Source organism: Kribbella sp. NPDC051952, from assembly GCF_040680855.1.
GTDB lineage: Bacteria > Actinomycetota > Actinomycetes > Propionibacteriales > Kribbellaceae > Kribbella.
The window spans coordinates 18,564-42,182 of record NZ_JBFAXQ010000046.1; the positions used below are offsets into that span (position 1 = coordinate 18,564).

The 23,619-nt window shown below is 69.4% G+C and carries 23 protein-coding genes; 18 read left to right on the forward strand and 5 right to left on the reverse strand.

Annotated features, from left to right (window positions below; translation table 11 throughout):
• Nucleotides 1–172: 172 nt before the first annotated feature.
• A complete protein-coding gene (locus tag AB0L70_RS40415; protein WP_363692221.1) occupies nt 173–937 on the forward strand; it encodes an SDR family NAD(P)-dependent oxidoreductase in 765 nt (254 codons plus the stop codon).
• Here the strand turns inward: AB0L70_RS40415 and AB0L70_RS40420 are convergent, their stop codons facing one another.
• Nucleotides 938–2,104, reverse strand: a complete 1,167-nt coding sequence (locus tag AB0L70_RS40420; RefSeq protein ID WP_363692222.1) for an acyl-CoA dehydrogenase family protein — start codon at nt 2,102–2,104, stop codon at nt 938–940.
• A gap of 121 nt (nt 2,105–2,225) precedes the next feature.
• On the opposite strand from AB0L70_RS40420, the gene AB0L70_RS40425 reads away from it, so the two are divergent.
• From AB0L70_RS40425 to AB0L70_RS40480, 12 genes are all read left to right on the forward strand, one after another.
• Entirely contained in the window at nt 2,226–2,642 is a 417-nt protein-coding gene (locus AB0L70_RS40425) for a MaoC family dehydratase N-terminal domain-containing protein (RefSeq protein WP_363692223.1), read from the forward strand.
• Nucleotides 2,639–3,076, forward strand: coding sequence for a MaoC/PaaZ C-terminal domain-containing protein (locus tag AB0L70_RS40430; RefSeq protein ID WP_363692224.1), 438 nt, complete (start codon nt 2,639–2,641; stop codon nt 3,074–3,076). Before AB0L70_RS40425 ends, AB0L70_RS40430 begins: the two co-directional genes overlap by 4 nt.
• A complete protein-coding gene (locus AB0L70_RS40435; protein WP_363692225.1) occupies nt 3,069–3,977 on the forward strand; it encodes an SDR family NAD(P)-dependent oxidoreductase in 909 nt (302 codons plus the stop codon). The genes AB0L70_RS40430 and AB0L70_RS40435 overlap by 8 nt, the downstream gene beginning before the upstream one ends.
• Before the next feature lie 106 nt (nt 3,978–4,083).
• Entirely contained in the window at nt 4,084–5,328 is a 1,245-nt protein-coding gene (locus AB0L70_RS40440; RefSeq protein ID WP_363692226.1) for an ABC transporter substrate-binding protein, read from the forward strand.
• Nucleotides 5,328–7,292 (forward strand): ABC transporter permease, encoded by a 1,965-nt coding sequence (locus tag AB0L70_RS40445; protein WP_363692227.1) that lies wholly within the window; start codon nt 5,328–5,330, stop codon nt 7,290–7,292. The genes AB0L70_RS40440 and AB0L70_RS40445 overlap by 1 nt, the downstream gene beginning before the upstream one ends.
• A complete protein-coding gene (locus tag AB0L70_RS40450) occupies nt 7,289–8,044 on the forward strand; it encodes an ABC transporter ATP-binding protein (RefSeq protein WP_363692228.1) in 756 nt (251 codons plus the stop codon). Before AB0L70_RS40445 ends, AB0L70_RS40450 begins: the two co-directional genes overlap by 4 nt.
• Nucleotides 8,041–8,763, forward strand: a complete 723-nt coding sequence (locus AB0L70_RS40455; RefSeq protein WP_363692229.1) for an ABC transporter ATP-binding protein — start codon at nt 8,041–8,043, stop codon at nt 8,761–8,763. The genes AB0L70_RS40450 and AB0L70_RS40455 overlap by 4 nt, the downstream gene beginning before the upstream one ends.
• A gap of 94 nt (nt 8,764–8,857) precedes the next feature.
• Nucleotides 8,858–10,327 (forward strand): AMP-binding protein, encoded by a 1,470-nt coding sequence (locus tag AB0L70_RS40460; RefSeq protein WP_363692230.1) that lies wholly within the window; start codon nt 8,858–8,860, stop codon nt 10,325–10,327.
• A complete protein-coding gene (locus tag AB0L70_RS40465) occupies nt 10,320–11,480 on the forward strand; it encodes an acetyl-CoA C-acetyltransferase (protein WP_363692231.1) in 1,161 nt (386 codons plus the stop codon). Before AB0L70_RS40460 ends, AB0L70_RS40465 begins: the two co-directional genes overlap by 8 nt.
• Nucleotides 11,477–12,544 carry a CaiB/BaiF CoA-transferase family protein gene (locus AB0L70_RS40470; RefSeq protein ID WP_363692232.1) on the forward strand — a complete coding sequence of 356 codons (1,068 nt, stop codon included), beginning with the start codon at nt 11,477–11,479 and terminating at the stop codon, nt 12,542–12,544. Before AB0L70_RS40465 ends, AB0L70_RS40470 begins: the two co-directional genes overlap by 4 nt.
• The gene (locus tag AB0L70_RS40475) at nt 12,526–14,100 is read left to right on the forward strand and encodes an AMP-binding protein (RefSeq protein ID WP_363692233.1); all 1,575 of its coding nucleotides are present in this window, start codon (nt 12,526–12,528) and stop codon (nt 14,098–14,100) included. The genes AB0L70_RS40470 and AB0L70_RS40475 overlap by 19 nt, the downstream gene beginning before the upstream one ends.
• Before the next feature lie 15 nt (nt 14,101–14,115).
• Complete coding sequence (locus AB0L70_RS40480) at nt 14,116–14,706, forward strand: TetR/AcrR family transcriptional regulator (RefSeq protein WP_363692234.1); 591 nt, start codon at nt 14,116–14,118, stop codon at nt 14,704–14,706.
• Here the strand turns inward: AB0L70_RS40480 and AB0L70_RS40485 are convergent.
• Nucleotides 14,699–15,886: a lipid-transfer protein gene (locus AB0L70_RS40485; RefSeq protein WP_363692235.1), complete on the reverse strand. Its 1,188-nt coding sequence runs from the start codon at nt 15,884–15,886 to the stop codon at nt 14,699–14,701. The two genes, AB0L70_RS40480 and AB0L70_RS40485, sit on opposite strands and share 8 nt — an antisense overlap.
• 10 nt (nt 15,887–15,896) lie before the next feature.
• Complete coding sequence (locus AB0L70_RS40490; protein WP_363692236.1) at nt 15,897–16,949, reverse strand: LLM class F420-dependent oxidoreductase; 1,053 nt, start codon at nt 16,947–16,949, stop codon at nt 15,897–15,899.
• A 155-nt stretch (nt 16,950–17,104) separates the two neighbouring features.
• Between AB0L70_RS40490 and AB0L70_RS40495 the strand changes: the two genes are divergently transcribed.
• Genes AB0L70_RS40495 through AB0L70_RS40515 form a run of 5 tightly spaced genes read left to right on the forward strand, consistent with a single transcriptional unit; the run spans nt 17,105 to nt 22,166 of the window.
• Complete coding sequence (locus AB0L70_RS40495) at nt 17,105–18,403, forward strand: alpha-L-fucosidase (RefSeq protein ID WP_363692237.1); 1,299 nt, start codon at nt 17,105–17,107, stop codon at nt 18,401–18,403.
• Between the two features lie 32 nt (nt 18,404–18,435).
• Nucleotides 18,436–19,302 (forward strand): enoyl-CoA hydratase, encoded by an 867-nt coding sequence (locus tag AB0L70_RS40500; protein ID WP_363692238.1) that lies wholly within the window; start codon nt 18,436–18,438, stop codon nt 19,300–19,302.
• Complete coding sequence (locus AB0L70_RS40505; RefSeq protein ID WP_363692239.1) at nt 19,299–20,480, forward strand: thiolase family protein; 1,182 nt, start codon at nt 19,299–19,301, stop codon at nt 20,478–20,480. The genes AB0L70_RS40500 and AB0L70_RS40505 overlap by 4 nt, the downstream gene beginning before the upstream one ends.
• A complete protein-coding gene (locus AB0L70_RS40510; RefSeq protein ID WP_363692240.1) occupies nt 20,480–21,241 on the forward strand; it encodes a 3-hydroxyacyl-CoA dehydrogenase in 762 nt (253 codons plus the stop codon). Before AB0L70_RS40505 ends, AB0L70_RS40510 begins: the two co-directional genes overlap by 1 nt.
• A gap of 22 nt (nt 21,242–21,263) precedes the next feature.
• A complete protein-coding gene (locus AB0L70_RS40515; protein ID WP_363692241.1) occupies nt 21,264–22,166 on the forward strand; it encodes an alpha/beta fold hydrolase in 903 nt (300 codons plus the stop codon).
• A gap of 23 nt (nt 22,167–22,189) precedes the next feature.
• On the opposite strand, the gene AB0L70_RS40520 is transcribed toward AB0L70_RS40515, so the two are convergent.
• Nucleotides 22,190–22,636 carry a class F sortase gene (locus tag AB0L70_RS40520; RefSeq protein ID WP_363692242.1) on the reverse strand — a complete coding sequence of 149 codons (447 nt, stop codon included), beginning with the start codon at nt 22,634–22,636 and terminating at the stop codon, nt 22,190–22,192.
• Between the two features lie 260 nt (nt 22,637–22,896).
• On the reverse strand, nt 22,897–23,619 hold a 723-nt coding region (locus tag AB0L70_RS40525; protein WP_363692243.1), incomplete at its 5' end, for an ice-binding family protein.

Consider the following 23,619-nt stretch of genomic DNA (forward strand, 5'->3'; position numbering starts at 1 on the left):
GCGCTCGCTGTCTGGCTCAGACGCTAACGGCGGCTTTCGCGGCCGGTCAACGCATCGGCGGACAACGAGGGACACGGCTGGCCCGGTGCCTCTAGTGCGAGGGTGTTCTCCACTGCCGGGGGTCCTCGCTTGTCCTTAGTTTGCGAGGAAAACACCGAGCAGGAGGACTGCCGTGGACATCGCTGGAACCGTCGCACTCGTCACCGGAGCGGGCTCCGGGCTGGGTGCGGCCACTGCCTGCCGGCTCGCCGCCGATGGGGCGATCGTGGTCGGCCTCGACCGGGACGGCGAGGCGCTGAGCCGTCGGCTCGAGCAGGTCCCCGGGGCGATCGTGGTCGAGGGCGACCTCGCCGACACAGCGGCCGTTTCCCGAGCTGTCGAGGCGGCGTGCGAGGCCGGGGAGCTTCGGGTCGTGGTGAACTGCGCGGCCACCGGACTGCCTCCGACCAGGACCGTGCGCCGCAACGGCGAGGTGCAGCCGTTGGAGCCCTGGCGGCACGTGGTCGAGGTCAACCTGGTGGCGGCGTACGACGTGACCCGGCAAGCGGCCGGGGCGATGGCTCGGCAGCCGGAGACCGCGTCGGGTGGCCGGGGCGTGATCGTGCACACCTCGTCGATCGCGGGACTGGACGGAACGCTGGGAGTCAGTGCCTACGCGTCATCGAAGTACGCGTTGACGGCCATGGTCCACTCGACCGCCCGGGATCTGTCCGTCTGGGGCATCCGGGTGCTCGCGGTCGCGCCCGGTGCCTTCGACACGCCTGCGTTCGCCGGCCTGCCGGACGCAATCCGGCAACGGCGGCAGGAGGAATTCGTCTATCCGCGCCGCCCGGGCCGGCCGGAGGAGTTCGCGTCGTTCGTCCGGCATCTGGTCGACAACGACTACCTGAACGCCGACTGCTTCCGGATCGACGCCGGGCTGCGGATGCCGCAGTGATCAGCTCCGCGGTACGTCGCGCCACGGGCGATCGCGGTCGGTCCTCGGCTCGGCCGGCAGGCCGAGCACCCGCTCGGCCAGGATGTTGCGCATGATCTCGGACGTGCCGCCTTCGATCGTGTTCGCCTTCGACCGCAGGAACTGCCAGCGTGGGTCCTCGCGAACAGCGGTGACGTCCAGGTCGTACAGGGTGGCGTCCGGCCCGAGCAGATCCATACACAGGTCGTAGATCCGCTGGTTCAGCAAGGTGGCCGCAAGCTTGCCTACGGCCCCTTCCGGTCCGGGGGTCCCGGCCTTGGCCTGTTCAGCGGCGCGCACGGTGGTGAGCCGCAGGCATTCGGCCTCGATCCACAACTGGACGAGTCGATCGCGCGACACCGGGTCGTGATCGTCGGCCTGCTGCCACAGCGCGAGCGCGTCCTGGATCGGCCCGGCACCGCGTTGCAGCGCGCCGCTGATCATCACCCGCTCGTTCATCAGCGTGGTCAGCACGACCGGCCAGCCGCCGTCGACCGCACCGAGCCGATCGCCGTCCGGCACCTGCGCGTCGACGAAGAACACCTCGTTGAACTCCGCATCGCCGGTCAGCTGCCGCAACGGGCGGACCTCGACACCGTCGGCGCGCATGTTCATCACGAAGTAGGTGATGCCGCGGTGCTTCGGTACGGCGGGATCGGTCCGGGCCGCGAGCAGCCCGAAGTCGGCCACCTGGGCGAAGCTCGTCCAGACCTTCTGGCCGTTCACCACCCAGTTGTCGCCGTCCCGCCGGGCCGAGGTCGCCAGCGCCGCGACGTCCGAGCCGGCTCCTGGCTCGCTGAACAGCTGGCACCACACCTCGGCGCCGGTGAAGAGCGGCCGCAGATAGCGGCGCTGCTGGGACTCGGTCCCGTGCACGAGCAGCACCGGAGCGGCCATGCCGTAGCCGATCACGCCATGGTCCGGGGGGCCCGGCGCCCCGGCCTCTGCAAGCAAATCGTCGACGACGGCTTGCTGCTGGACCGGTAGGCCGAGACCGCCGAGCCCCTCGGGGTGGTGCACCCACGCGAGTCCGCGGTCGAACTGTGCTCCCCGGAAGGTCTCGGGGTCGACCTCGCCCGGGGGATGGTCGCGTAGCAGGGCCGCGACCAGGGGCTGCAGCAGTTCGTCGGCGTCACTCGTAGCAGGCACATCCCCACGGTGCGCCTTCCGGCGGCCCGGGATCAGTGGGAAAGACCCTGACGATAGGGGTCGTTATGTCTAGGGCGGGCACCACTGTGCAGGGACACCCGGCGTCCGCAGGCTTCTGCCCATGTACACGATGCCGATCGAGCGCGGCAAGATCCGTGAGTTCGCCCGGGCGGTGATGGCGCCGGATCCGGCGTACGACGCCCCGGACGCGGTCGTGCCGCCGACCTTCCTGACCACGGCGAGCCTCACCTGGGAACCACCGGACGAGCTCGACCTCGGTGACGTCGAACTCGACCTGCGTCGGGTTCTCCACGGCGAGGAGGAGTTCGTGTTCCACGGGCCGTTGCCGCGGGCCGGGCAGACGCTGGAGGTGACCAGCCGGCTCGGCGACGTCTATCGCAAGCCGGGCCGCCGCGGCGGTGACCTGACCTTCGTGACCATCGTGCGAGAGTTCCGCAGCCCGGCCGGTGAACTGGTGGCCGAGCAGCGCACCACGCTCGTGCAGACCAGCAAGAGCCCCCAGGAGGTGCGGCCATGACGGCACCTGCCGCGGTCCTTGCGATCGGTGACACGGCCTGGAGCAGGACGTTCGGGCCGGTGACCCGGTCCGACATCGTCAGGTACGCCGGTGCGTCCGGGGACTTCAACCCGATCCACCACGACGAGGAATTCGCGCGGTCGGCGGGGTTCTCGACCGTGTTCTCGATCGGCATGTTCCAGGCCTCCCTGCTGGCGTCCTTCGCGACGCAGTGGCTCGGCGCGGACCGGATCCGCCAGTTCGGCGTCCGGTTTCGCGAGCAGGTCTGGCCCGGCGACGTACTGACCTGCTCGGGCCGGGTCACCGCGATCGAACCCGCGGGCGATCAGCAGCGGGTCGAGGTCGAGCTCACCTGCACCCGGCAGGACGGCAGCGTCGCGGTCACGGGGACCGCGGTCTTCGCCGTACCGACCGAGAGCGCGGACGATGACTGACCTCGACTTTGCCGGCCAGGTGGCGATCGTCACCGGTGCGGGTGGTGGCCTGGGGCGCAGCTACGCCCTCGAGCTGGCCCGGCGCGGCGCCCGGGTGGTAGTGAACGATCTCGGCGGTGCGCTGGACGGGACGGGTGGATCGCAGGCGGCCGCTGACGGAGTCGTCGCACAGATCCGCGAAGCCGGCGGTGAGGCCGTCGCGAGTCACCACAGCGTGAGCACCGCGGAGGGCGGCGAGGCGATCGTGCAGTGCGCGCTGGACGCCTTCGGCACGGTCGACGTGCTGATCAACAATGCCGGCATCCTGCGCGACCGGAGCTTCCCGAAGCTGACGGGCGACGACCTCGAGGCCGTGCTCAAGGTGCACCTGTACGGCGCGTTCCACGTGACCCAGCCGGCCTTCCGGGTGATGAAGGAGCGGCGGTACGGGCGATTGCTGTTCACCAGCTCCGCGGCCGGCCTGTTCGGGAACTTCGGGCAGGCCAACTATGCCGCGGCGAAGGCCGGACTGGTCGGGCTGTCCGGCGTGCTCGCTGTCGAAGGCGCGAAGTACGGCATCACCTCGAACGTGATCTCACCGATCGCGGCGTCGCGCCTGACCGAGGGACTGATGGACGAGGTCACCGACAAGTTGCGACCGGACCTGGTCACACCGCTGGTGGTCTTCCTGGTGTCACCGGGCTGCACGATCACCCACGAGGTGTACACCGCCGGCGGTGGGCGGTTCGCCCGGGTGCTGCTCGGTGTCGGACCGGGCTGGTTCGCGGAAGGCGAGCCGACCGCCGAGGAAGTCGCGGACCAGATCGACCGGATCCGGTCCGCAAGCAACTACACCGAGCCGTTGAGCGCCGTACAGGAAGCCGGTCTGCTGGCCGAGCACCTGGGCATCGACGGCTCCTGATCGCTATTTGCAGGGTTCTTCCCGCTACTGGCCGGCAGCGGCTGGGCCAAGAGTCTGATCACCCGTGCGGAGACCGCCGGTGAACCCGTGAGGGAGCGTGCAGCAGATGAGAAGCATTCGAAGGTTCGGCTGTTTGGCGGTGAGCCTGCTGGTGGTGCTGGCAGGCTGCGGCAACGGCGACGGTGGGAACGGTGCCGGTGCGGCCGGTGCCGCGGCCAAGCCGATGGCCGATGCGAAGGTCGCGACGGGTACGCCGATCAAGGTCGGTCTGGTCAACACCGAAACCACGGGCGGCATCCCGGGCTGGCGGGTCGGCTCGGAGGTTGCCGCCGACTACGTGAACCGGCAGCTCGGCGGCATCAACGGCCACCCGATCAAGTACGAGGTCTGCAAGACGCAGGGCACGCCGGAGTCGGCCATCGACTGCGCCAACCGGCTGGTCGAGGCCAAGGTCGCCTTCGTCCAGGTCGGTGCGGAGGCCGGCGGCGACGCGATGCTGCCGATCCTGAACAGCGCGAAGATCCCGCTGGTCGGGCACACCGCGATCGGCCAGCAGCAGCAGGTCGATCCGAACGCGGTGTTCCTCGGCGCCGCGATCGAGGCGCTGTTCGCCGCGCCGCTGAAGTTCTACAAGGACAAGGGCAAGAAGTCGATCACGTTCTTCTTCAGCGACGGACCGGGCGCCAAGGCCTGGGCGGACGGGCTGCTGAAACCGGTCGCGGACAAGCTCGGCATCCACTACGACATCGTCCAGTACTCGCCGGCGAATCCGGACTGGAGCGTACTCGCGGCGACGGCGATGGCCGGCAAACCGGACGTGATCGCCGGCCTCGGCCTCGTCGATGCCTCCTGCACGGCCCTGGTGACCGCGCTGCGCACGAGCGGCTACGCCGGTGACGTGTACGTCGGCGGTTGCTCGAAGTTCATCGAGGCCGTGCCGGAGCAGGCCGTGGGAGTCCAGATCTTCAGCGACGGTTGGCGTGACGACGTGAAGGACGTCGCGCCCGCGGGCAAGAAGGCCGAGCTGGAGACCTATGTGCAGGCGATGACCGCGGCCGGCCACGGGGACCTGCTGAGCACCGCCGGCGGTGGTTTCGGCGACACCATGACGATCGCCCGGATCCTGACGGCCGCCAAGGGCGACCTGACCGGGCCGGGTGTGCTGAAGTCCCTGAAGGCAGCGAAGTCGGTGGACGCGTTCGCCGGTCCGCAGATCAGCTGCGACGGCACCGCCTGGAAGGGAACCACGGCCTGTAGCAACTCGGTGATCTTCTACCAGGTCGAGTCCGGCGGCAAGATCGGCGTCGCCTCCGACGGCTTCGTCGGGATGTCCGGTCTGGCTCCGCAGTAATGAGCTCGTTCCTGCTGTTCCTGATCGTCGGCCTGGGGACCGGTGCGGCGTACGTCGCACTGGCCCAGGGCGTCGTGGTCGTCTACAAGGCGACCGGGGTGATCAACGTGGCCCAGGGTGCGATCGCGGCTTGGGGAGCGTTCACCTTCGCCGAGCTGCGCAAGAGCGGCGACCTGGTGCTGCCGGTCGGACGGGTTCACGTCGGGTCCGCGATGGGCACGTCCGTGCTGCTCGCGGTCGGTGTGTCCGCGGTGACCGGGCTGCTGGCACACGTACTGGTCTTCCGCCAGTTGAGGTCGGCGCCGGCCCTGGCCAAGGTAGTTGCCTCCGTCGGGCTGATGCTGACTCTCCAGGTCGCGACCCTGCTCCGGTTCGGCGAGGACTCTCGCGCGGTGGATGCGTTGCTGCCGAATCGTCTGGTGGTGGTGAGTGGAGTCGCGGTCTCCAGCGGCCGCCTCTACATGGCCGGCACAGCGGTCGTGCTGACTGTCCTGCTATGGGCCTACTTCCGGTTCAGCAGGCTCGGTCTGGCGACCAGGGCGGCCGCCGAAAGCGACGTCCACGCGTCCCTGTCCGGCTACTCGCCGGACCTGCTGGCCGGCTCGGCCTGGGTCCTCTCATCGGCCTTCAGCGGGTTGATGGTGATCCTGGCTTCGTCCGCCACCGGCCTGACCGCGTCCAACTACATCTTCTACATCGTGCCCGCGCTCGCCGTGGCGCTGGTTGGGCGGTTGCGTTCGGTCGGCCTGGTCTGCGTGGCGGGCTTCGTCCTGGCCGGTATCCAGTCCGAGCTGTCACTGTTGCGGATCAAGCCGTGGTGGCCGGACTGGGCCGGTCCCGGCCTGGCTGACGTCGTACCGTTCGTGGTCATCGTCGTCTCGCTGTTCGTCGCCGGCCGGAGCCTGCCGTCGCGGGGCGACGAGGACGCGGACCGGCTGCCGGAGGTCCACCGTCCGGCCAACCGGCCGCGGGTTGTCGTGGTCGCGACCGCCGTCGGCCTGCTGGCGGTGGTGGCCACGCAGGGCAGCTTCCGGTTCGCCGTCGTCACGTCGATGATCATGGCGATCCTCGGGCTGTCGTACGTCCTCCTGACCGGATTCGTCGGGCAGATATCGCTGGCCCAACTGGCCTTCGCCGGCGCCGCCGGCTTCACGCTGTCGCGCCTCACCTCGGGGGCTGGCGTGCCGTTCGCGCCGGCGATCCTGCTGGCAGGCCTGGCCGCGATGGTGCTCGGCGTCCTGGTCGGCATCCCGGCGTTGCGGATCCGCGGCGCGCAGCTCGCGGTGGTCACCTTGGCGGGGGCGGTGGCGATCGAGCAGTTCGTGTTCAGCAACCCGTCGCTGTCGCCCCCGACCGGGAATCCGATCACCGATCCGTCGTTGTTCGGTATCGATCTGGCGATCCGCCGCGGCGCGGAGCTGGTCCGGCTGCCCTTCGCCGTCATGGTGCTGGTCCTGCTGGTCGTCCTGACCGTTGCGGTCGGCAACCTGTTGCGTGGGCACACCGGCCGGGTGTTCCTGGCCGTGCGCTCGAACGAACGGGCAGCGGCCGCGGTCGGCATCGACCTGGCGGTCACCAAGCTGATTGCGTTCGCGCTCTCGTCGTTCATCGCCGGCATCGGTGGCTGTCTGATCGGGTACAGCCGTGGCCAGCTGTCGACCGCGTCGTTCGCCGTCATCTCCGGGCTGGCCTTGCTGGCGGTGGCTTACCTGAGCGGTATCACCAGCATCTCGGGTGCGATGATCGCCGGCCTCTCGGCGCCGCTGGGGCTGGCGAACGTGTTCTTCGACCGGGTGTTCCACCTCCGCGGTGACTGGTGGTTGCTGCTGTCCGGGGTAGGGCTGATGATCACCGTCATCCTCAACCCGCAGGGCATCGCCGGTCAGGTCCGCGAGGCCAACGGCAGGTTGCTCGGGAAGATCAAGGCCCGCAGGACCACGCCGGTCCCCGAGGTGGCGCGATGACGACTCCGGTGCTGAGCACGCGCGACCTCACCGTCCGATACGGCGGGGTCGTCGCCAACGACCAGGTGTGCCTGCAGGTGGATCCGGGCCAGATCGTCGGGCTGATCGGCCCGAACGGGGCCGGCAAGACATCGTTCATCGATGCGGTCAGCGGCTTCACCGGATGCACCGGTGAGATCGAGCTCGCGGGTACGGCGTTCGGTTCGTTGCCGGCGCACCGACGGGCCCGGCTCGGGCTGGCCCGCACCTGGCAGTCCATCGAGCTGTTCAGGGACCTTTCGGTGTACGAGAACGCACTGGTCGCCGCCCATCGGTTCAGCATCCGCCGGTTGCTGGCGGACCTGGTCCGGCCGGGGCGCGAGGAGGCCGACTCGCACGTGTGGGCCGCGCTCGATCTGGTCGGCCTGCGTGACCTGGCACACCGCCGTACCGAAGAGCTGTCGCTCGGGCAACGCAAGCTGCTCGGGGTGGCCCGGGCGCTGGCGGCACGGCCGAAGATCCTGCTGCTCGACGAGCCGGCGGCCGGGCTGGACGTCGAGGAGAGCAAGGAACTCGGCGACCGGCTGCGCGATGTAGTTGCCGAAGGCATCAGTGTGTTGCTGGTCGATCATGACATGGGACTCGTGCTGGAGGTGTGCGACCAGGTGTACGTACTGGAGTTCGGCAAGGTGATCGCGCATGGCGAGCCGAACCGGGTGCGGACCGATCCGGCCGTGATCGCGGCGTACCTGGGCAGTGGAGCGGACACATGACGACCGTGATCGACGTACGGAACCTGGTCGCCGGGTATCCCGGCGTACCGGTGGTTCGTGGGCTGACGATGCACGTCGACGCGGGCGAGGTGGTCGCGCTTCTCGGGCCGAACGGCGCCGGGAAGACGACGACGTTGCTGACACTCGCCGGCGTGCTGCCCGCGCTCGGAGGTGACCTGCGGGTGCTGGGTGGGCCCGTTCCGCTTCGGAAACCGCATCGGCTGGCACGGCGCGGACTGGCGTTGGTCCCGGAGGCACGCGGGTTGTTCTACCAGCTCACCGTCGCGGAGAACCTGCGGCTCGGACGGCATCGACGCAGTACGACGAGTGTCGACGACGTGGTCGAGCTGTTTCCGGCACTCGGGCCGCTGATGAAGCGGCGGTGCGGACTGCTGTCCGGTGGCGAGCAGCAGATGCTCGCGATGGCGAAGGCCCTGATCGCCGACCCGTCCGTGCTACTGCTCGACGAGATGAGTCTCGGGCTGGCACCGGTGATCGTGCAGCGGCTGCTGCCGGTGATCCGCCGGATGGCGACCGAGCGTGGCATCGGGGTCCTGCTGGTGGAGCAACATGTGCAGATGTCGCTCGACATCGCCGACCGCGGCTACGTGCTGCGGCACGGCGAACTGGTGATGTCCGGTCGCGCGGACGAGCTGCTGGCGCGGCGGGACCTGCTGGAGGAGAGCTATCTGGGCGAGGTCGGGTCCGATGGCCGCTAATCCGAGGGCGGACCCTGCTGGTCGCCCGAGCCGGGCCGGCGGCAGAGTGGCAGAGCCGCCTCAACTGTCGACGAAGATGCGAGGAGCAGCACAGGTGCCAGCCGATCAGCCGCCGTCGTTCGCCCGGATCCTGTCCGGCCTTGCCAAGACCGACCCGGACCGGACGGCGATCGTGTGCGCCGGCGAGCGGGTCAGCCGCGCCGAGCTGGAGCGGCGCGCGAACCGGCTCGCCCGGGCCTACCTCGAGCGTGGCGTGCAGGTCGGTGACTTCGTCTCGATCGTGCTGCCGAACTCGATCGAGTTCTACGTCGCGCTGGTGGCGGCCTGGAAGGTCGGCGCGGTCCCGGCGCCGCTGTCCGCCCGGATGCCGGCGGGCGAGCGGGACGAGATCCTGAAGATCGCGGACCCTCGGCTGGTCGTCGGACTCGACACGACGGCGTGGCCGAGCCTGCCCGCGGGCTACCTGCCCGCTCACAGCGAGGCGCCGCTCCCGGACCGGATCTCGCCGGCCTGGAAGGCTCCGGCCTCCGGCGGCAGCACGGGCCGGCCGAAGCTGATCGTGGCCGGCCAGCCCAGCGTGCTGCCGGCCGACACCGGGAAGCTGTTCCACCAGCGCGCCGACGACCGGCAACTGGTCGCCGGACCCCTGTACCACAACTCACCGCTGACCTTCTCGAGCCTTGGCCTGTTCCTGGGCCAGGAGTTGGTGGTGCTGCCGTCCTTCGACGCCGTAGCCGCACTCAAGGCGATCGAGCGGCACCGGATCACCTGGGTCAACGTGGTGCCCACGATGATGCTGCGAATGCTCCGGGCGATCGAGGCGGAGCCGGGCCGGTACGACGTCTCGTCGCTGCGAATCCTCTGGCACATGGCCGCTCCGTGTCCGGACTGGCTGAAGCAGGCCTGGATCGAGCTGATCGGGCCCGACGCCGTGATCGAGATGTACGGCAGCACCGAGTCCATCGCCTACACCGTGATCACCGGGACCGAATGGCTGACCCATCGCGGCTCCGTCGGACGGCCGTTGTCCGGCGAGATCACGATCCTGGACGCCGCCGGCAAGCCGGCACCCGCGGGGGAGGTGGGCGAGGTGTTCATGCGTTCGGTGATCCCGATGTACCACTACAAGGGCGCCGAGGCGCGTCGGCACGGTGACTGGGAGTCGGTGGGCGATCTGGGCCGCCTGGACGACGACGGGTTCCTCTACCTGAGCGACCGCCGGACGGACCTGATCCTGTCCGGTGGTGCGAACGTCTATCCGGCCGAGGTCGAGGCCGCGATCGCCGAGCACCCGGCGGTGCTCACCTGCGCCGTGGTCGGCCTGCCGGACGCCGACCTCGGCCAGCGGGTGCATGCCGTCGTACAGACCGCAGCGGAGCTGACCGAGACCGAGTTGCTGGCGTATCTGGCCGAGCGGCTGGTCCGGTACAAGATTCCGCGTTCCGTGGACTTCGTCGATCAACCGCTGCGAAGTGATGCCGGGAAAGTTCGGCGCGGTGCGGTCCGCGATGCGGCGATCGAACGACTCGGCGGCACTGTTTCCGGGAAGGACTCCGATGGCTGAGGCCTACATCGTCGATGCGCTGCGAACTCCGATCGGGCGGCGCCGGGGCGCACTGGCCACGGTCCATCCGGCCGATCTCGGTGCACAGGTGCTGCGGGCGCTGATGGCGCGGACCGGCATCGATCCAGCTGCCGTCGACGACGTGATCTTCGGCTGCGTGGACACGATCGGGCCGCAAGGCGGCGACATCGCGCGCACCGCGTGGCTGGCGGCCGGCTTGCCCGAGTCTGTTCCCGGCGTCACGCTCGACCGGCAATGCGGCTCGTCACAGCAGGCCCTGCACTTCGCGGCCCAGGCGGTGCTCAGCGGTACCCAGGATGTCGTGGTGGTCGGCGGCGTACAGAACATGAGCCAGGTGCCGATCCAGTCGTCCTTCCACTCCGATCGGCTGCCCGGGTACGACGACCCGGACCCGTACGTCGGTTCGGCCGGCTGGCGATCGCGGTACGGCGAGGAACCGGTCAGCCAGTTCCGGTCCGCCGAACTGATCGCGGAGAAGTGGGATCTCGACCGGGCCGAGCTGGAGACGTACGCGTTGGAGAGCCATCGCCGGGCCGTGGTCGCGGCCGACGAGGGCCGCTTCGACCGGGAGCTGAGTCCGTGCTTCGGCCTGGCGGCCGACGAGGGGCCGCGACGTGACACGTCACTGGAGAAGATGGCCGCGCTGCCGACGCTGCTGCCGGACGGGAGGGTCACCGCGGCAACGTCGTCGCAGGTCTCCGACGGCGCTGCAGCCCTGCTGGTCGTGTCCGAGCGGGCCTTGCGAGTGCACGGCCTGACACCGCGGGCCAGGGTGCATCAGCTGTCGGTGGTCGGTTCGGATCCGATCTTCATGCTGACTGCCCCGATCCCCGCGACCCAGCACGCGCTCGCGCGATCCGGGCTGTCGCTGGACGACATCGACCTGATCGAGATGAACGAGGCGTTCGCTCCCGTCGTACTGGCGTGGCAGCGCGACACCGGTGCCGATCTGGCGCGGGTCAACGTGAACGGCGGCGCGATCGCACTCGGGCATCCGCTCGGCGCGAGCGGGGCCCGGCTGATGACCACTTTGCTGGCCGAGCTGGATCGTACCGATGGCCGCTTCGGGCTCCAGGTGATGTGTGAGGGTGGCGGGCAGTCGAACGCGACGATCGTGGAGCGACTCGGGTGACCGCGCAGCTCAGACCACTGGCCGATCTGCGCGTGGTCGAGTTGAGCGTGGCCGGGTCGGCGGCGACCTGTGCCTCGTTCATGGTTGCCTTCGGCGCCCAACTCGTCCGGATCGGCCGGGTGGACGCGCCCAGTTCGGTCGACGCGGCCATGAGTGGGTTCACCTCGGTCGACTTCGGCGCGGACCGGGAGACGATGCCGGTCGACCTCAAGTCGGCGGCCGGTCGGGAGACCGTCCTGAGACTGGTCGAGCGTGCGGACGCGGTGATCGAGGGTTTCCGCCCGGGCGTGGCCGAGCGACTCGGACTAGGGCCGGAGGAGTGCCTGGCCCGGAATCCGCGGCTGGTCTACTGCCGGGCGACCGGCTGGGGCCAGCAGGGGGAGCAGGCCGGTGTCGCCGGGCACGACACCAACTTCGTCGCGGTCAGTGGGGCACTGCGCGCGTTGGCCCGGGACGGATCGGCCCCGATCGTCCCGCTGAACCTGATCGGCGAGATGGCCGGTGGGCTGCACGCGGCGCTGGCGCTGGTGAGTTCGGTGCACCACTCCCGCCGTACCGGCGCCGGCGTGGTGATCGATGTGGCCCAGGCCGAGACCGCGGCCGCGTTGATGCGCTCGGTCTACGCGATGCACGCGGCCGGCGACTGGACCGACCCGGGCCGCAACCATCTCGACGGTGGCGCCCCGTTCTTCAACGTGTACGAAACCTCCGACGCCGAGTACGTCGCGGTCACCGCGATCGAGCCGCACCGCTACGAGCTCCTGCTGCGTGGCCTCGGTCTCGACCCCGCGGAGCTGCCGGCGCAGCTCGATCGGGACAGCTGGCCGCGGATGACCGAGAGGCTGGCCGCAGTGTTCCGGACCAGAACCCGGTCGGAGTGGTGCGACCTGCTCGAGCGCAGCGAGGTGTGTCTGACGCCGGTCCTGTCCCTGGACGAGGCACCTTCCCATCCGGTCAACGCAGTACGTGGCGTCTTCGATCCGCTCCCGCGACTCGCGCCGCCGATGTGGAGCGCCGAACCCGGCAACGAAAGGTGGTGGGCCGAGTGCCCGGTCCCGAAGTGAAGGCGTTCAACCTGCCGCCGGCGCATCCGTTCGTCGGCCAGGACATCGACTGGCTGCTGCGTACCTGCGAGAGCGTGTACGGCGATCGACGGTTCCTGACCTGGGAGCCGTTCGAAGGACTGGGCCGCACCTGGTCGTACCGTGAGTTCGTCGTCGACGTACGACGGGTCGCGGCCGGATTGCGCGCACGCGGGATCGATCGCGGTAGCCGGGTGCTGATTCATCTGGACAACTGCCCGGAGTTCGTCCTGTCCTGGTTCGCCCTGGCCAGCCTGGGTGCGATCGCTGTCACCACCAACACGCGAGCCGCCGGCCCCGAACTGCGGTACTTCGCCGAGTCGTCGCAGGTGACCGCTGCCATCACCCAGCCCGCCTACGCCGAGCTGGTCAGCGCATCGATCTCGGAGGCGCGCTGGGTCGCGGTCACCGAGACCGACGCCGGCACGACCCCCACGGCCGGACCAGACCGGTCGTCGTCCTTCGACGCGCTGTACGGCGATCCGGCGGCGTCGGCCCGCGAACCCGAACCAGGCCTGGCCGTGCTGGTCCAGTTCACCTCTGGCACCACGGCCCAGCCCAAGGGTGTCGTCTGGACGCATGCCAACGCCTTGTGGGGAGCGCGGGTCACCGCAACTCACCAGGACCTGCGACGCGACGACGTCCACCTGATCTTTCTGCCGCTGTTCCATGCGAACGCGCTCGCCTATTCGTTCCTGCCGTCCATGTGGGCCGGCGCCGGCGTCGTACTGCAGCCGCGGTTCTCGGCGCGCCGGTACTGGCCCGTGTCGGTCAAGCACGGCTGCACCTGGAACTCCACGATCGCGTTCGCCATCCGGGCCCTCTCGGACTACGAGATCCCCGCTCACAGCTACCGGCTGTGGGCGGCCGGGACGTGCGATCCGCCCTGGGACGCCCAGTTCGGCGTTCGTTCGCTCGGCTGGTGGGGGATGACCGAGACGATCACACAGGGCGTGGTCGGCTACGTCCATCATCCGAACCGGCCGATGTCCATCGGGCGCGCGGCGCCTGAGTACAAGATCGACATCGTCCGTCCGGACGGCGCATCGGTCGAGAACGAGGAGCCGGGCGAGCTGCTCATCAAAGGTGACCGGGGTGTGTCGCTGTTCGCCGAGTACCTGGATGATCCGGCTGCGACCGAGGGAGCCTTCACCGAGACGGGCTGGTTCTCCACCGGTGACCGGGTGGTCCGGCACGCGGACGGCTTCATCACGTTCCTCGAGCGGCTCAAGGACATGCTCAAGGTCGGTGGCGAGAACGTCGCCGCCTCCGAGATCGAGCAGGTCGTGCTCGGCGTGGACGGCGTCGTCGAGGCCGCGGTCGTCGGCGCGCCGCATGACATGCTCGACGAGGTGCCGGTGGTGTTCGTCGTCTCGCGGCGCGACCGGGCCGCCCTGACCACGGAGATCACACAGGCCTGCGCCGACCGCCTGGCCTCGTTCAAGGTGCCGCGCGAGGTCTACGTGGTCGACGACCTGCCGCGCGCGACGCTGCAGAAGGTGGCGAAGGCCGAATTGCGCCGCCAACTCCGGAACTGACGTATTCTGGCCCGCGTGCCAGAACCGTCGGAGGAGGACAACGCCACCCGTGCGCGTATTGTCCGGGCGGCCGAGAAGCTATTCTCGGAAAAGGGTTTTCACGGCACCGGGATGAGCGATATCGAGCGTTCCGTGCGACTCGGCCGGGGCGCGATCTATTATCACATCGGCAACAAAGAGACGCTGCTCTTCGATATCACGATCCGCCGGATCGAGAAACTCAACGCGTACGCCGACGAAATGCTCGGCCTGAGTATCGAGCCGGCCGCGAAGGCGCGGTTGCTGGCGCGGGCGATCGTCCGCGACATGGCCGAGCACGAGCACGCCACCCGGATCTTCTACCGGGAGTGGCAGTGGCTGACCGGTGAGAATCGCGACCGGGTCGTGGCGGCGGCCGACCGGTTCGAGCAGGCGTGGAAGCGGATCCTCGACGAGGGCGCTGCCGACGGCAGCCTGGTTGCCCGGCGGCGGCTGACCGTGAAGGGCGTCCTCGGCCTCTTCAACTCGATCTACCTCTGGTACGACCCCGCCGGACCGCTGGGTCCGGACGAGATCGCGGACGAACTGGTCGAGCTACTGCTGGACGGACTCCGCAGCGTCAGCTGATCGCTCGGTAGACGGCCACCACGGCCGCGTTGGCGAGGCCGACGTTGTGCTGCAGGCCGATCCGGGCCCCGGCGACCTGACGCGGACCGGCGGTGCCTCGAAGTTGCCAGGTGAGTTCCGCACACTGCGCCACACCGGTGGCGCCGATGGGGTGTCCTTTCGAGATCAGCCCGCCGGACGGGTTCACGACCCAGCGACCGCCGTACGTCGTTGCCGCGGCGTCGACCAGCTCGTGGCCACGGCCCTCCTCGGCCAGACCCAGCGCCTCGTAGCTGATGAGTTCGTTCGTGCTGAAGCAGTCGTGCAGTTCGATCACGTCGACGTCGTCGATCCCGGTGGCTGCTTGGTCGAGTGCGCGCCGGGCCGCGGTCCGGGTGGCCTCGGAGCCGACGGCGCGGATCGCCGATGCGGTGCCTGCGAACGTGGCCGGCGGATCACTCGCGACCGCATGACCGATGAGCTCGATCGCGCGGTCCCACAGGTTGTTGTCGTCGACGAACCGTTCGCTGGCGAGGATCGCGCAGGCCGCGCCGTCGGAGGTGGGCGAGCACTGCAGCCGGGTCAGCGGCTCGTACACCAGCGGCGCCGCCAGGATCTCGGCCTCGGTGTATTCGGTGCGGAACTGCGAGTTCGGGTTGTGCACGGAGTGTTTGTGGTTCTTCCAGCCGATCCAGGCGAAGTGCTCGGGCTTCGAGCCGTACTTGTCCATGTGCTCGCGGCCGGCGTTGCCGAACATCTGTGGCATCGGCGCGAACGAGTCGTCCCAGCCGCGCGCCGCGACCGCCAGGTCCAGCTGCCACTGCAGCGGGTTCACCGCCCCGTCGCCGGTGCTGAGCGAACCTCGTTCCATCTTCTCGAAGCCGAGCGCCAGCGTGCAGTCCGCCGCACCGCCGCGGATCGCCAGGCCGGCCAGATAGAGCGCGCTCGACCCGCTGGCGCAGGCGTTGACGACCGTCATGATCGGCACGCCCGTGGTGCCGAGCTCGTACAGCGCGCGATGTCCTGATCCGCCGAGCGCGCTACCGGCGTACGCCTGCTGCACGCGCTCGTAGCCGATGCCTGCGTCGGACAGCGCCGCCTCACCTGCCTCGCGCGCCATGTCCGGGTACTGCCAGTCCCGGCTGCCCGGCTTGACGAACGGGGTCATCCCGACGCCGATCACGAACGTTCGGATGCTCATGCGGATCTCCTCAGTTGTCGGACAAGGCCTTGACCTGCGCGATCAGATCGACCACGCGCTGCTCACCGACCGGGACCGGAGAGACCTGCAGCTGGGTGACTCCCGCGTCCCGGTACGCCGCGATCCGGTCCGCGACGAACCCCGCCGGACCACACAACGAGGTGAGTTCGAGCAGGGCGTCCGGGACAGCGGCGGCAGCCTGGTCCCGGTGGCCGGCCAGATAGAGGTCCTGGATCTCGCGGGCTTCGGACTCCCAGCCGAATCGGCTGACCAGGTCGGCGTAGAAATTGTGGCCGCGGGCACCCATTCCGCCGATGTAGAGGGCGAGGGCCGGCCGGGCGAGCTCTCGGGCGGCGACGACCTCGGGGCCGTCGCCGATGGCCAGGGTGACGCCGGCCGCGATCTGCAGCGGGCCGAGGGACGGGTCGCGATCTGCTCGGCCGGCGGCGAGCGCCGTACCCCAGGTGTCCTGGACCTTCTCGGGGATCAGGAACGCGGGCAGCCAGCCGTCGGCGATCGTCGCCGCAAGCTGCACGTTGCGTTCGCCGAGCGCGGCCAGCCAGACCGGGATCCGGTCCCGGACGAGCCGGGGAATGATCTTCAAGGCCTTGCCCAGGCCGGTGCCCCGGTCCGGCGGTAACGGCAACGGATAGCGCGGCCCGGCGTGGACGACGGGCTGGTCGCGGGCCCAGATCTTCCGGCAGATGTCGACGATCTCCCGGGTCCGTGCCAGTGGTGCGTCGTACGGAACGCCGTGCCAGCCTTCGACGACCTGTGGACCGGACGCGCCGAGGCCGAACTGGAACCGGCCGCCGGACAGGCTGTCGAGGCCGGCCGCCGTCATGGCGAGCAGTGCCGGCGTCCGGCTGTAGATCGGCAGTACGCCGGCGCCGAGCCGGACCGTGCTCGTCCGCGCGGCCAGGTAGCCGAGGTAGCTCGGTGCGTCGAACCCGTACGCCTCGCCGACCCAGACGAAGTCCAGGCCGGCGCTCTCCAGTTCGGTGACGTGGCGCGCCTGCCGCTCGAAATCGCCGGCGTAACTCAGTCCGAGACCGATCTGCACAATGCGCCCTCCCCGGTAATAGACTGATCGGTATATACGCTCTCAAGCGATAATTCATTGGTCAACGTGTCGTGCGTCTCTCTTTAATAGACTGATCGGTCAATTCGACGTAGTGTCGACTCCGAAGACTGTGGCCGCGGCGATGAGGACGATGCATGGACGACTACCCCGGGAGCCAGACTCCGGACTGGTTTCTCGATGCCAAACTCGGGATCTTCGTGCATTGGGGGATCTACTCGGTGCCGGCCTGGGCGCCGACCGGTTCGTCGTTCGAGGACGCACTCGGTGACTTCGCCCGCCTCCCGTACGCGGAGTGGTACGCGAACTCCCTGCGGTTGCCCGACAGCCCGACCCGGCACCACCACGACGAGCGGTACGGCGTCGGCGTGGGCTACGAGGATCTGGCCGACGAGTTCCGCGCCGAGCACTTCGACGCGGGCGAGTGGGCCCGGTTGTTCCGCGACGCCGGCGCGCGCTACGTCGTACCGACTGCCAAGCATGCGGACGGGTTCGCGCTCTGGGATACACCGAGCACCGGATTCACCGCTGTCCGGCGTGGACCGAAGCGGGACCTGATCGGCGCGCTGGAGAGTTCGGTCCGTGCCGCCGGTCTGCGCTTCGGGCTCTACTACTCGGGTCTGATCGACTGGCACACCCGCCCGCTGTCGCCGGTGCGGAGCCTGCAGGACGTGGCTCAAGCTGATCCGGAGCGCACGGCCCACGACCCGACCCACGCTGCGTACGCTCGCGGTCAGCTCGCCGAGCTGATCGAGCGCTTCCGTCCCGACGTGCTGTGGAACGACATGGGCTGGCCGGCGGCCGGCCGCGGTGACCTCGGTGCCTTGTTGCGGCAGTACTACGCGACCGTGCCGGACGGCGTCGTCAACGACCGGCTCGGTGTCGCGCACTACGGCTTCCGAACGGTCGAGTACGGCATCGGTGAGCGGCCGGAGACCGGAGCCTGGGAATCGACCCGGGGCCTCGGCAACTCGTTCGGCTACAACAGCGCCGAGACCGACGACGACCTGATCAGCGTCGCCGACCTGGTCCGGTCGTTCGTCGACATCGTCGCCGGCGGCGGCAACCTGCTGCTGAACGTCGGCCCCAGTGGCGACGGCACCATCCCGGACATCCAGCGCACCCGGCTGACCGGCCTGGGTGACTGGCTCGCCGTGAACGGCGAAGCGATCTACGGCACCAGGCCGTGGCGGCGTCCGGCGGACGACCTGGACGGTACGCCGGTGCGCTACACGACCTCGGGCGACCAGCTGAATCTGATCGTTCTCGGCGAGCCGCCGGAGCGGCTGAGGCTGACGCCTGATGTGGCGGCCCTGGCCAGGTCGGGCCGAGTGCTCGGCTTCGGCGACGTGGAGCTGGTGGACGGCGTGGTGCGGATCCCGGTCACCACCCAGCCCGCGACCGTCGTGTCGCTGACGATCGACGGCGCGGCATGACCATTCACAAGGATCTAGCAGAGGAGCACTCGGTGACGGAGCAGTTCACCCGGATCCGCTACGACCAGCCGCGCGAGCACGTCGCCCGGATCACGTTGGCCCGGCCGGAGAAACGCAACGCGCAGGACACAGCGATGCTGTACGAGATCGATCGGGCCTTCACCCTGGCCGGCACGGATCCCGAGGTGAAGGTCGTGGTACTCGCGGCTGACGGTCCGGACTTCTCCTCCGGCCACGACCTGAGCGGTGACTTGACCGGCGAGGATGCGGACGTCTATCCGGGAGCACCGCTCGTGCATCAGGACACCCAGTCGGGCCTGCCCGGAATCGAGGGCACGGTCGCGTTCGAGTGCGACGCCTACCTCGGCCTCAGCCTGCGCTGGCGGAACTTTCCCAAGCCCACGATCGCGCAGGTGCAGGGCCGGACGATCGCCGGCGGTCTGATGCTGCTCTGGCCGTGTGACCTGATCATCGCCGCGACGACCGCGAGCTTCTGCGACCCCGTCGTCGCTCTCGGCGTGAACGGGCACGAGTTCTTCGTGCACCCCTGGGAGGTCGGCGCCCGCAAGGCGAAAGAGATGTTGTTCACCGGCGACCTGATCAGCGCGGCCGAGGCCCACTCGCTCGGCATGGTGAACCACGTCGTCGACGAAGCCGAACTGGAGGACTTCACTCTCGGCCTGGCCGCGCGGATCGCGACCCGGCCGGCGTTCGCGCTGAAACTCGCGAAGATGAGTGTGAACCAGGCCCTGGACGCGCAGGGGCAGACCGAGGCGGTCCACAGCGCCTACTCGCTGCACGCGCTCGGACATGCCAACAACCTGCAGCGGTACGGCATCCTCATCGATCCCGAGGGACCGGCCGCGCTTCGGGCCGGGATTCAGGGCGGCGTGCGATGACGCGGGCTGTCCTCGTGGACGCGGTGCGGACGCCGTCCGGTAAGGGAAAGGCCGGCGGCGCGTTGGCCGGCGTACATCCGGCCGACCTGCTGGCCGGCGTACTGGCCGCACTGGTCGAGCGCAACGGGCTCGATCCAGGCCGGGTGGACGATGTGATCGGCGGCTGCGTCTCGCAGGTGGGCGAGCAGACGATGAACGTCACCCGCACCGCGGTGCTGGCGGCCGGCTTTCCCGAGACGGTGCCGGCCACGACGGTGGACCGGCAGTGCGGTTCGAGTCAGCAGGCGGTGCATTTCGCCGCGCAGGGTGTGGTGGCCGGGGCCTACGACATCGTGATCGCCTGTGGCGTCGAGTCGATGAGCCGGGTGTCGCTGGACGCGCCGTTCCAGGGAGCCGACGTCTTCGGCGCCGGGGTGCGGGCGCGCTATCCGGAGGGTTTGGTCAGCCAGGGCGTCGCGGGTGAGCTGGTCGCGGCCCGGTGGAAGATCGACCGGGAGGCCTGCGACGAGTTCGCGCTGCGCTCACATCAGCGGGCCGCGGCAGCGGTGTCGTCCGGCTGGTTCGACGGTGAGATCGTGCCCGTCCAGCTGGACGATCGCGTGCACAGCACCGACGAGACCGTGCGACCGGGAACTTCGGCGGAGGCGCTGGCCGGTCTGAAGCCCGCGTTCTACGACGGCGCGTTGGCCGAACGCTTCCCCACGGTCGACTGGGTCATCACGCCGGGCAACTCCTCGCCGTTAACCGACGGTGCGTCGGCGGTCCTGCTGATGAGCGAGGAGATGGCGGCGAAACTCGGGCTGCGTCCGCGTGCCGCGTTCCGTGGGTTCGCCGTGGCCGGGGACGATCCGTTGCTGATGGCAACGGGACCGATTCCGGCGACCCGGAAGGTGCTGGACCGGGCCGGTCTGGAGCTGGACCAGATCGACACGTTCGAGGTCAACGAGGCCTTCGCCTCGGTGCCGCTGGCCTGGTCGCAGGAGCTCGGCGTCGACCTCGAGCGGGTGAACCCCTGGGGCGGCGCGATCGCTCTCGGGCACCCACTCGGCGCGTCCGGCACCAGGCTACTCGGCACGCTGGTGAACCAACTGGAACGCACCGACGGCCGCTACGGCCTGCAAACCATGTGTGAACGCGGCGGCCTGGCCAATGCGTTGATCGTCGAGCGGCTGTCCTGATGCGGATCGACGGTGGCGTCGCCCTGGTGACCGGTGGCGCGTCCGGCCTCGGAGAGGGCACAGTCCGACGACTGCATGCCGACGGCGCCCGGGTGATCGTGCTGGACCTACCGCGGTCTGATGGTGCGTTACTGGCCAAGGACTTGGGGGAGCGGGTCCGCTTCGTGCCGGCCGACGTAACCGATGAGGTCCAGGTGTCGGCGGCCCTCGATGCCGCGGCCGAGCTGGGACCCCTGCGGGTCGTGGTGAACTGCGCCGGCGTGGCCGATCCCGGCCGTACGCTCGGCCGCGACGGGGTGCTCCCACTCGAGCACTTCACCCGGATCGTCACGATCAACCTGATCGGCTCCTTCAACGTGATCCGCCTTGCCGCCGAGCGGATGGCGTCGCTCGATCCGGTCGAGGACGAACGTGGTGTCATCGTGAGCACCGCGTCGGTGGCCGCCTTCGACGGCCAGATCGGCCAGGTCTCCTATTCGGCCTCGAAGAGTGGGGTGGCCGGGATGACGTTGCCGTTGGCCCGTGAATTCGCGAGCCGGCAGATCCGGGTGATGACGATCGCACCCGGTCTTTTCGAGACCCCGATGATGCAGGTGCTGAGCGAGCAGGCCCGGGCCGCGCTAGCCGCCCAGCCGCCGCACCCGAGACGGCTCGGCCTGCCTGCCGAGTACGCCGCCCTGGTGGCGCACATCATCTCCAATCCGATGCTGAACGGCGAGGTCGTCCGGCTCGACGGCGCGCTCCGGCTGGCTCCGCGCTGAGTCCACGCCAGAAAGGAACCTGATGGCACAGCAGAAGCTCGGCCGGTTCGTCTCGGACGAAGGTCGTGCGATCTTCGACGCGGCGTACGACGAGGGCATGCGGGACCTGCCGGAACCGGCCGAAGTGCGCGACGTCTCGACGACATTTGGCGACGTCCGCACCTATCGCTTCGGCGACGCGGCGGGGACTCCGCTTCTCCTGCTCCACGGCCGCGGTGGCACGACGGTGATGCTGCGGCCGAACATCGCCAAGCTGGCAGCGCATCGCACCGTCTACGCGGTCGACATGCTCGGCGAAGCCGGGCGGAGTGTTCAGACGGCGCCGTTGCGGAACTCGGAGGACCAGGCTGCCTGGTTGTCCGAGGTCATCGAACAGCTCGGACCGCAGCGTTTCCACCTGGCCGGCATTTCGGTCGGCGGCTGGACCGCCTGCAACCTGGCCATCCGTGATCCCAAGCGGGTGGCATCGCTGGCCCTGCTCGATCCTGCGCAGACGTTCGGCCGGATCCCGCTCGCAGTGATCCTTCGGACCATCCCCACCCTGATCCCGTTCACGGCCGAACGCGCCGTACCGAGATTTCTCGCGTACGTCGACGGCCAGGGCGGGGAGTCGCCCGCGGACGATCCGGTGGGAAAGGTGATCGGCGCAGCCCTGCGCTATTACCGGCCGGGTGTGCCGCCCCCGTCGTACTTCACCGACGAGCAGTTGCGGAGTCTTTCGGTGCCGACGTTGGCGCTGATCGCGGGGCGCTCTGTCATGCACCAGCCGGAGCGCGCCGTCGAGCGTGCTCGCGAGCTGGTTCCCCGGGTTGAGGCCGAGCTGTGGCCGGCAGCTACGCACGCCATCTCCGGCCAGTGCGCGGCAAAGGTCAATGCACGACTACTGACCTTCGCGAACACGGTCGACGCAAACCCCAGCCGCTGACGCCAATCCTCATCTCGCGTTGGCTACGTGGCCAGGTCGGCGAAGACGACCAGGTTGGCCTCGTACTTCCTCGACACGGTGTCGAGGCCGCCGCACGTGATCAGGCGTAGGACGGGGTGGTTGACGTCGCCGTACACGGCAGCGCTGGGGAAGGTCGCCTTCGGGTATTGCTTGAGCCTGGTCACCCGGAATACGGCCGTCGAGCGGTCTTGGCGGGTCACTGTGATCGCGTCGCCCGGCTCGAGCTGGGCCAGCCGGGCGAACACGCCGGCTCGCCCGGCCCAGTGGACATGGCCGGCGATGACGGCCGGGCCGTTCTCGCCGGGCGAGGGGGCACCGGTGAACCAACCGGCCGGGAATCCGTTCGGCGGTACCTGCAGGGTGCCGTTGCGTTTGATGCCGAGTCGCATCAGCGCTGAGTCCACTCCGATGGCGGGGATGACCACCCGGATCGGGGCAGACTTCCGCATCGGTGCCGGCTGCTCTGACCGTTGGCTTCGTGGGCGCGCTGGCTCGGAGGATGACGTCGCTCGCGGTGTCGGGGTGGGCTTGCGCGCCGTCGGCCGCGTACTCGGGGTCGGTGTGATCACCGTTGTGGTTGGCGCAGCGGTCCGCCCGATCACGACGTCGGCTGCGGTGGGGCCGGGCTGAGTCGGCCCCGTGCCTGACTCATCTGTGCACCCGGTCACAGCCGAAACGATCGCGAGGAGCAGAACCGCTGCGCCGGTCCTCATGGTGTGCCGGACGCATCGCCTGTGTTGACAGGGCCTCGCGGGGTCTTGGTGACCTGCGGCGGCTTGGGCGAGACGGTCGGCGCGGGTGGGGAAGTCGGAGGCGACGTCGGCGGTGAGGTGGGGGGAGACGTTGGTGGTGAGGTGGGCGGCGACGTCGGCGGGCTCGTCGGGGGAGACGTGGGCGGCGACGTCGGAGGCGTCGTGGGTGGCGTTGTCGGGGGCGTTGTCGGGGGCGTGGTTGGCGGCGTTGTCGGGGGAGTCGTGGGTGGCGTGGTCGGTGGCGTGGTGGGTGGGGTGGTGGGGGTGCAGGTGGGTTTGGTGAGGGTGTTGGTGTCGAGGGTGACCGATCCGTTGCGGGCCAGCATGCGGCCGACGGCGGTGGCTGAGGTGTTCATGGTGATGGAGGTCAGCGCGAGGATGGTTCCGCGGAATTGTGTCGCGGTCCCGAGGGTGGCCGAGCTGCCGACTTGCCAGAACACGTTGCAGGCTTGGGCTCCGTTGGTCAGTACGACGCTGCTGCTGGTCGCGGTGGTGAGAGTCGAGCCTGCCTGGAACACGAAGACCGCGCCCGCGTCGCCCTCAGCGTCCAGAGTCAGCGCGCCGGTCAATCCGATCGAGGAAGCCGAGTTGTAGACGCCCTGGGTCAGCGTCTTGCCGCCGAGGTCGTCGGTGATCGGTGTCGGTGGCGATTCTCCGGCGGCGACGTTGTAGGCCGTGAC

What these genes read in the sequence shown, in the direction of transcription:
- AB0L70_RS40445 (WP_363692227.1), top strand. Translation starts at nt 5,328, where the DNA reads ATGAGCTCGTTCCTGCTGTTCCTGATCGTCGGCCTGGGGACCGGTGCG.
- AB0L70_RS40515 (WP_363692241.1), top strand. Translation starts at nt 21,264, where the DNA reads ATGGCACAGCAGAAGCTCGGCCGGTTCGTCTCGGACGAAGGTCGTGCG.
- AB0L70_RS40450 (WP_363692228.1), top strand. Translation starts at nt 7,289, where the DNA reads ATGACGACTCCGGTGCTGAGCACGCGCGACCTCACCGTCCGATACGGC.
- AB0L70_RS40430 (WP_363692224.1), top strand. Translation starts at nt 2,639, where the DNA reads ATGACGGCACCTGCCGCGGTCCTTGCGATCGGTGACACGGCCTGGAGC.
- AB0L70_RS40505 (WP_363692239.1), top strand. Translation starts at nt 19,299, where the DNA reads ATGACGCGGGCTGTCCTCGTGGACGCGGTGCGGACGCCGTCCGGTAAG.
- AB0L70_RS40435 (WP_363692225.1), top strand. Translation starts at nt 3,069, where the DNA reads ATGACTGACCTCGACTTTGCCGGCCAGGTGGCGATCGTCACCGGTGCG.
- AB0L70_RS40520 (WP_363692242.1), bottom strand. Translation starts at nt 22,636, where the DNA reads ATGCGGAAGTCTGCCCCGATCCGGGTGGTCATCCCCGCCATCGGAGTG.
- AB0L70_RS40465 (WP_363692231.1), top strand. Translation starts at nt 10,320, where the DNA reads ATGGCTGAGGCCTACATCGTCGATGCGCTGCGAACTCCGATCGGGCGG.
- AB0L70_RS40510 (WP_363692240.1), top strand. Translation starts at nt 20,480, where the DNA reads ATGCGGATCGACGGTGGCGTCGCCCTGGTGACCGGTGGCGCGTCCGGC.
- AB0L70_RS40495 (WP_363692237.1), top strand. Translation starts at nt 17,105, where the DNA reads ATGGACGACTACCCCGGGAGCCAGACTCCGGACTGGTTTCTCGATGCC.
- AB0L70_RS40455 (WP_363692229.1), top strand. Translation starts at nt 8,041, where the DNA reads ATGACGACCGTGATCGACGTACGGAACCTGGTCGCCGGGTATCCCGGC.
- AB0L70_RS40425 (WP_363692223.1), top strand. Translation starts at nt 2,226, where the DNA reads ATGTACACGATGCCGATCGAGCGCGGCAAGATCCGTGAGTTCGCCCGG.
- AB0L70_RS40485 (WP_363692235.1), bottom strand. Translation starts at nt 15,886, where the DNA reads ATGAGCATCCGAACGTTCGTGATCGGCGTCGGGATGACCCCGTTCGTC.
- AB0L70_RS40440 (WP_363692226.1), top strand. Translation starts at nt 4,084, where the DNA reads ATGAGAAGCATTCGAAGGTTCGGCTGTTTGGCGGTGAGCCTGCTGGTG.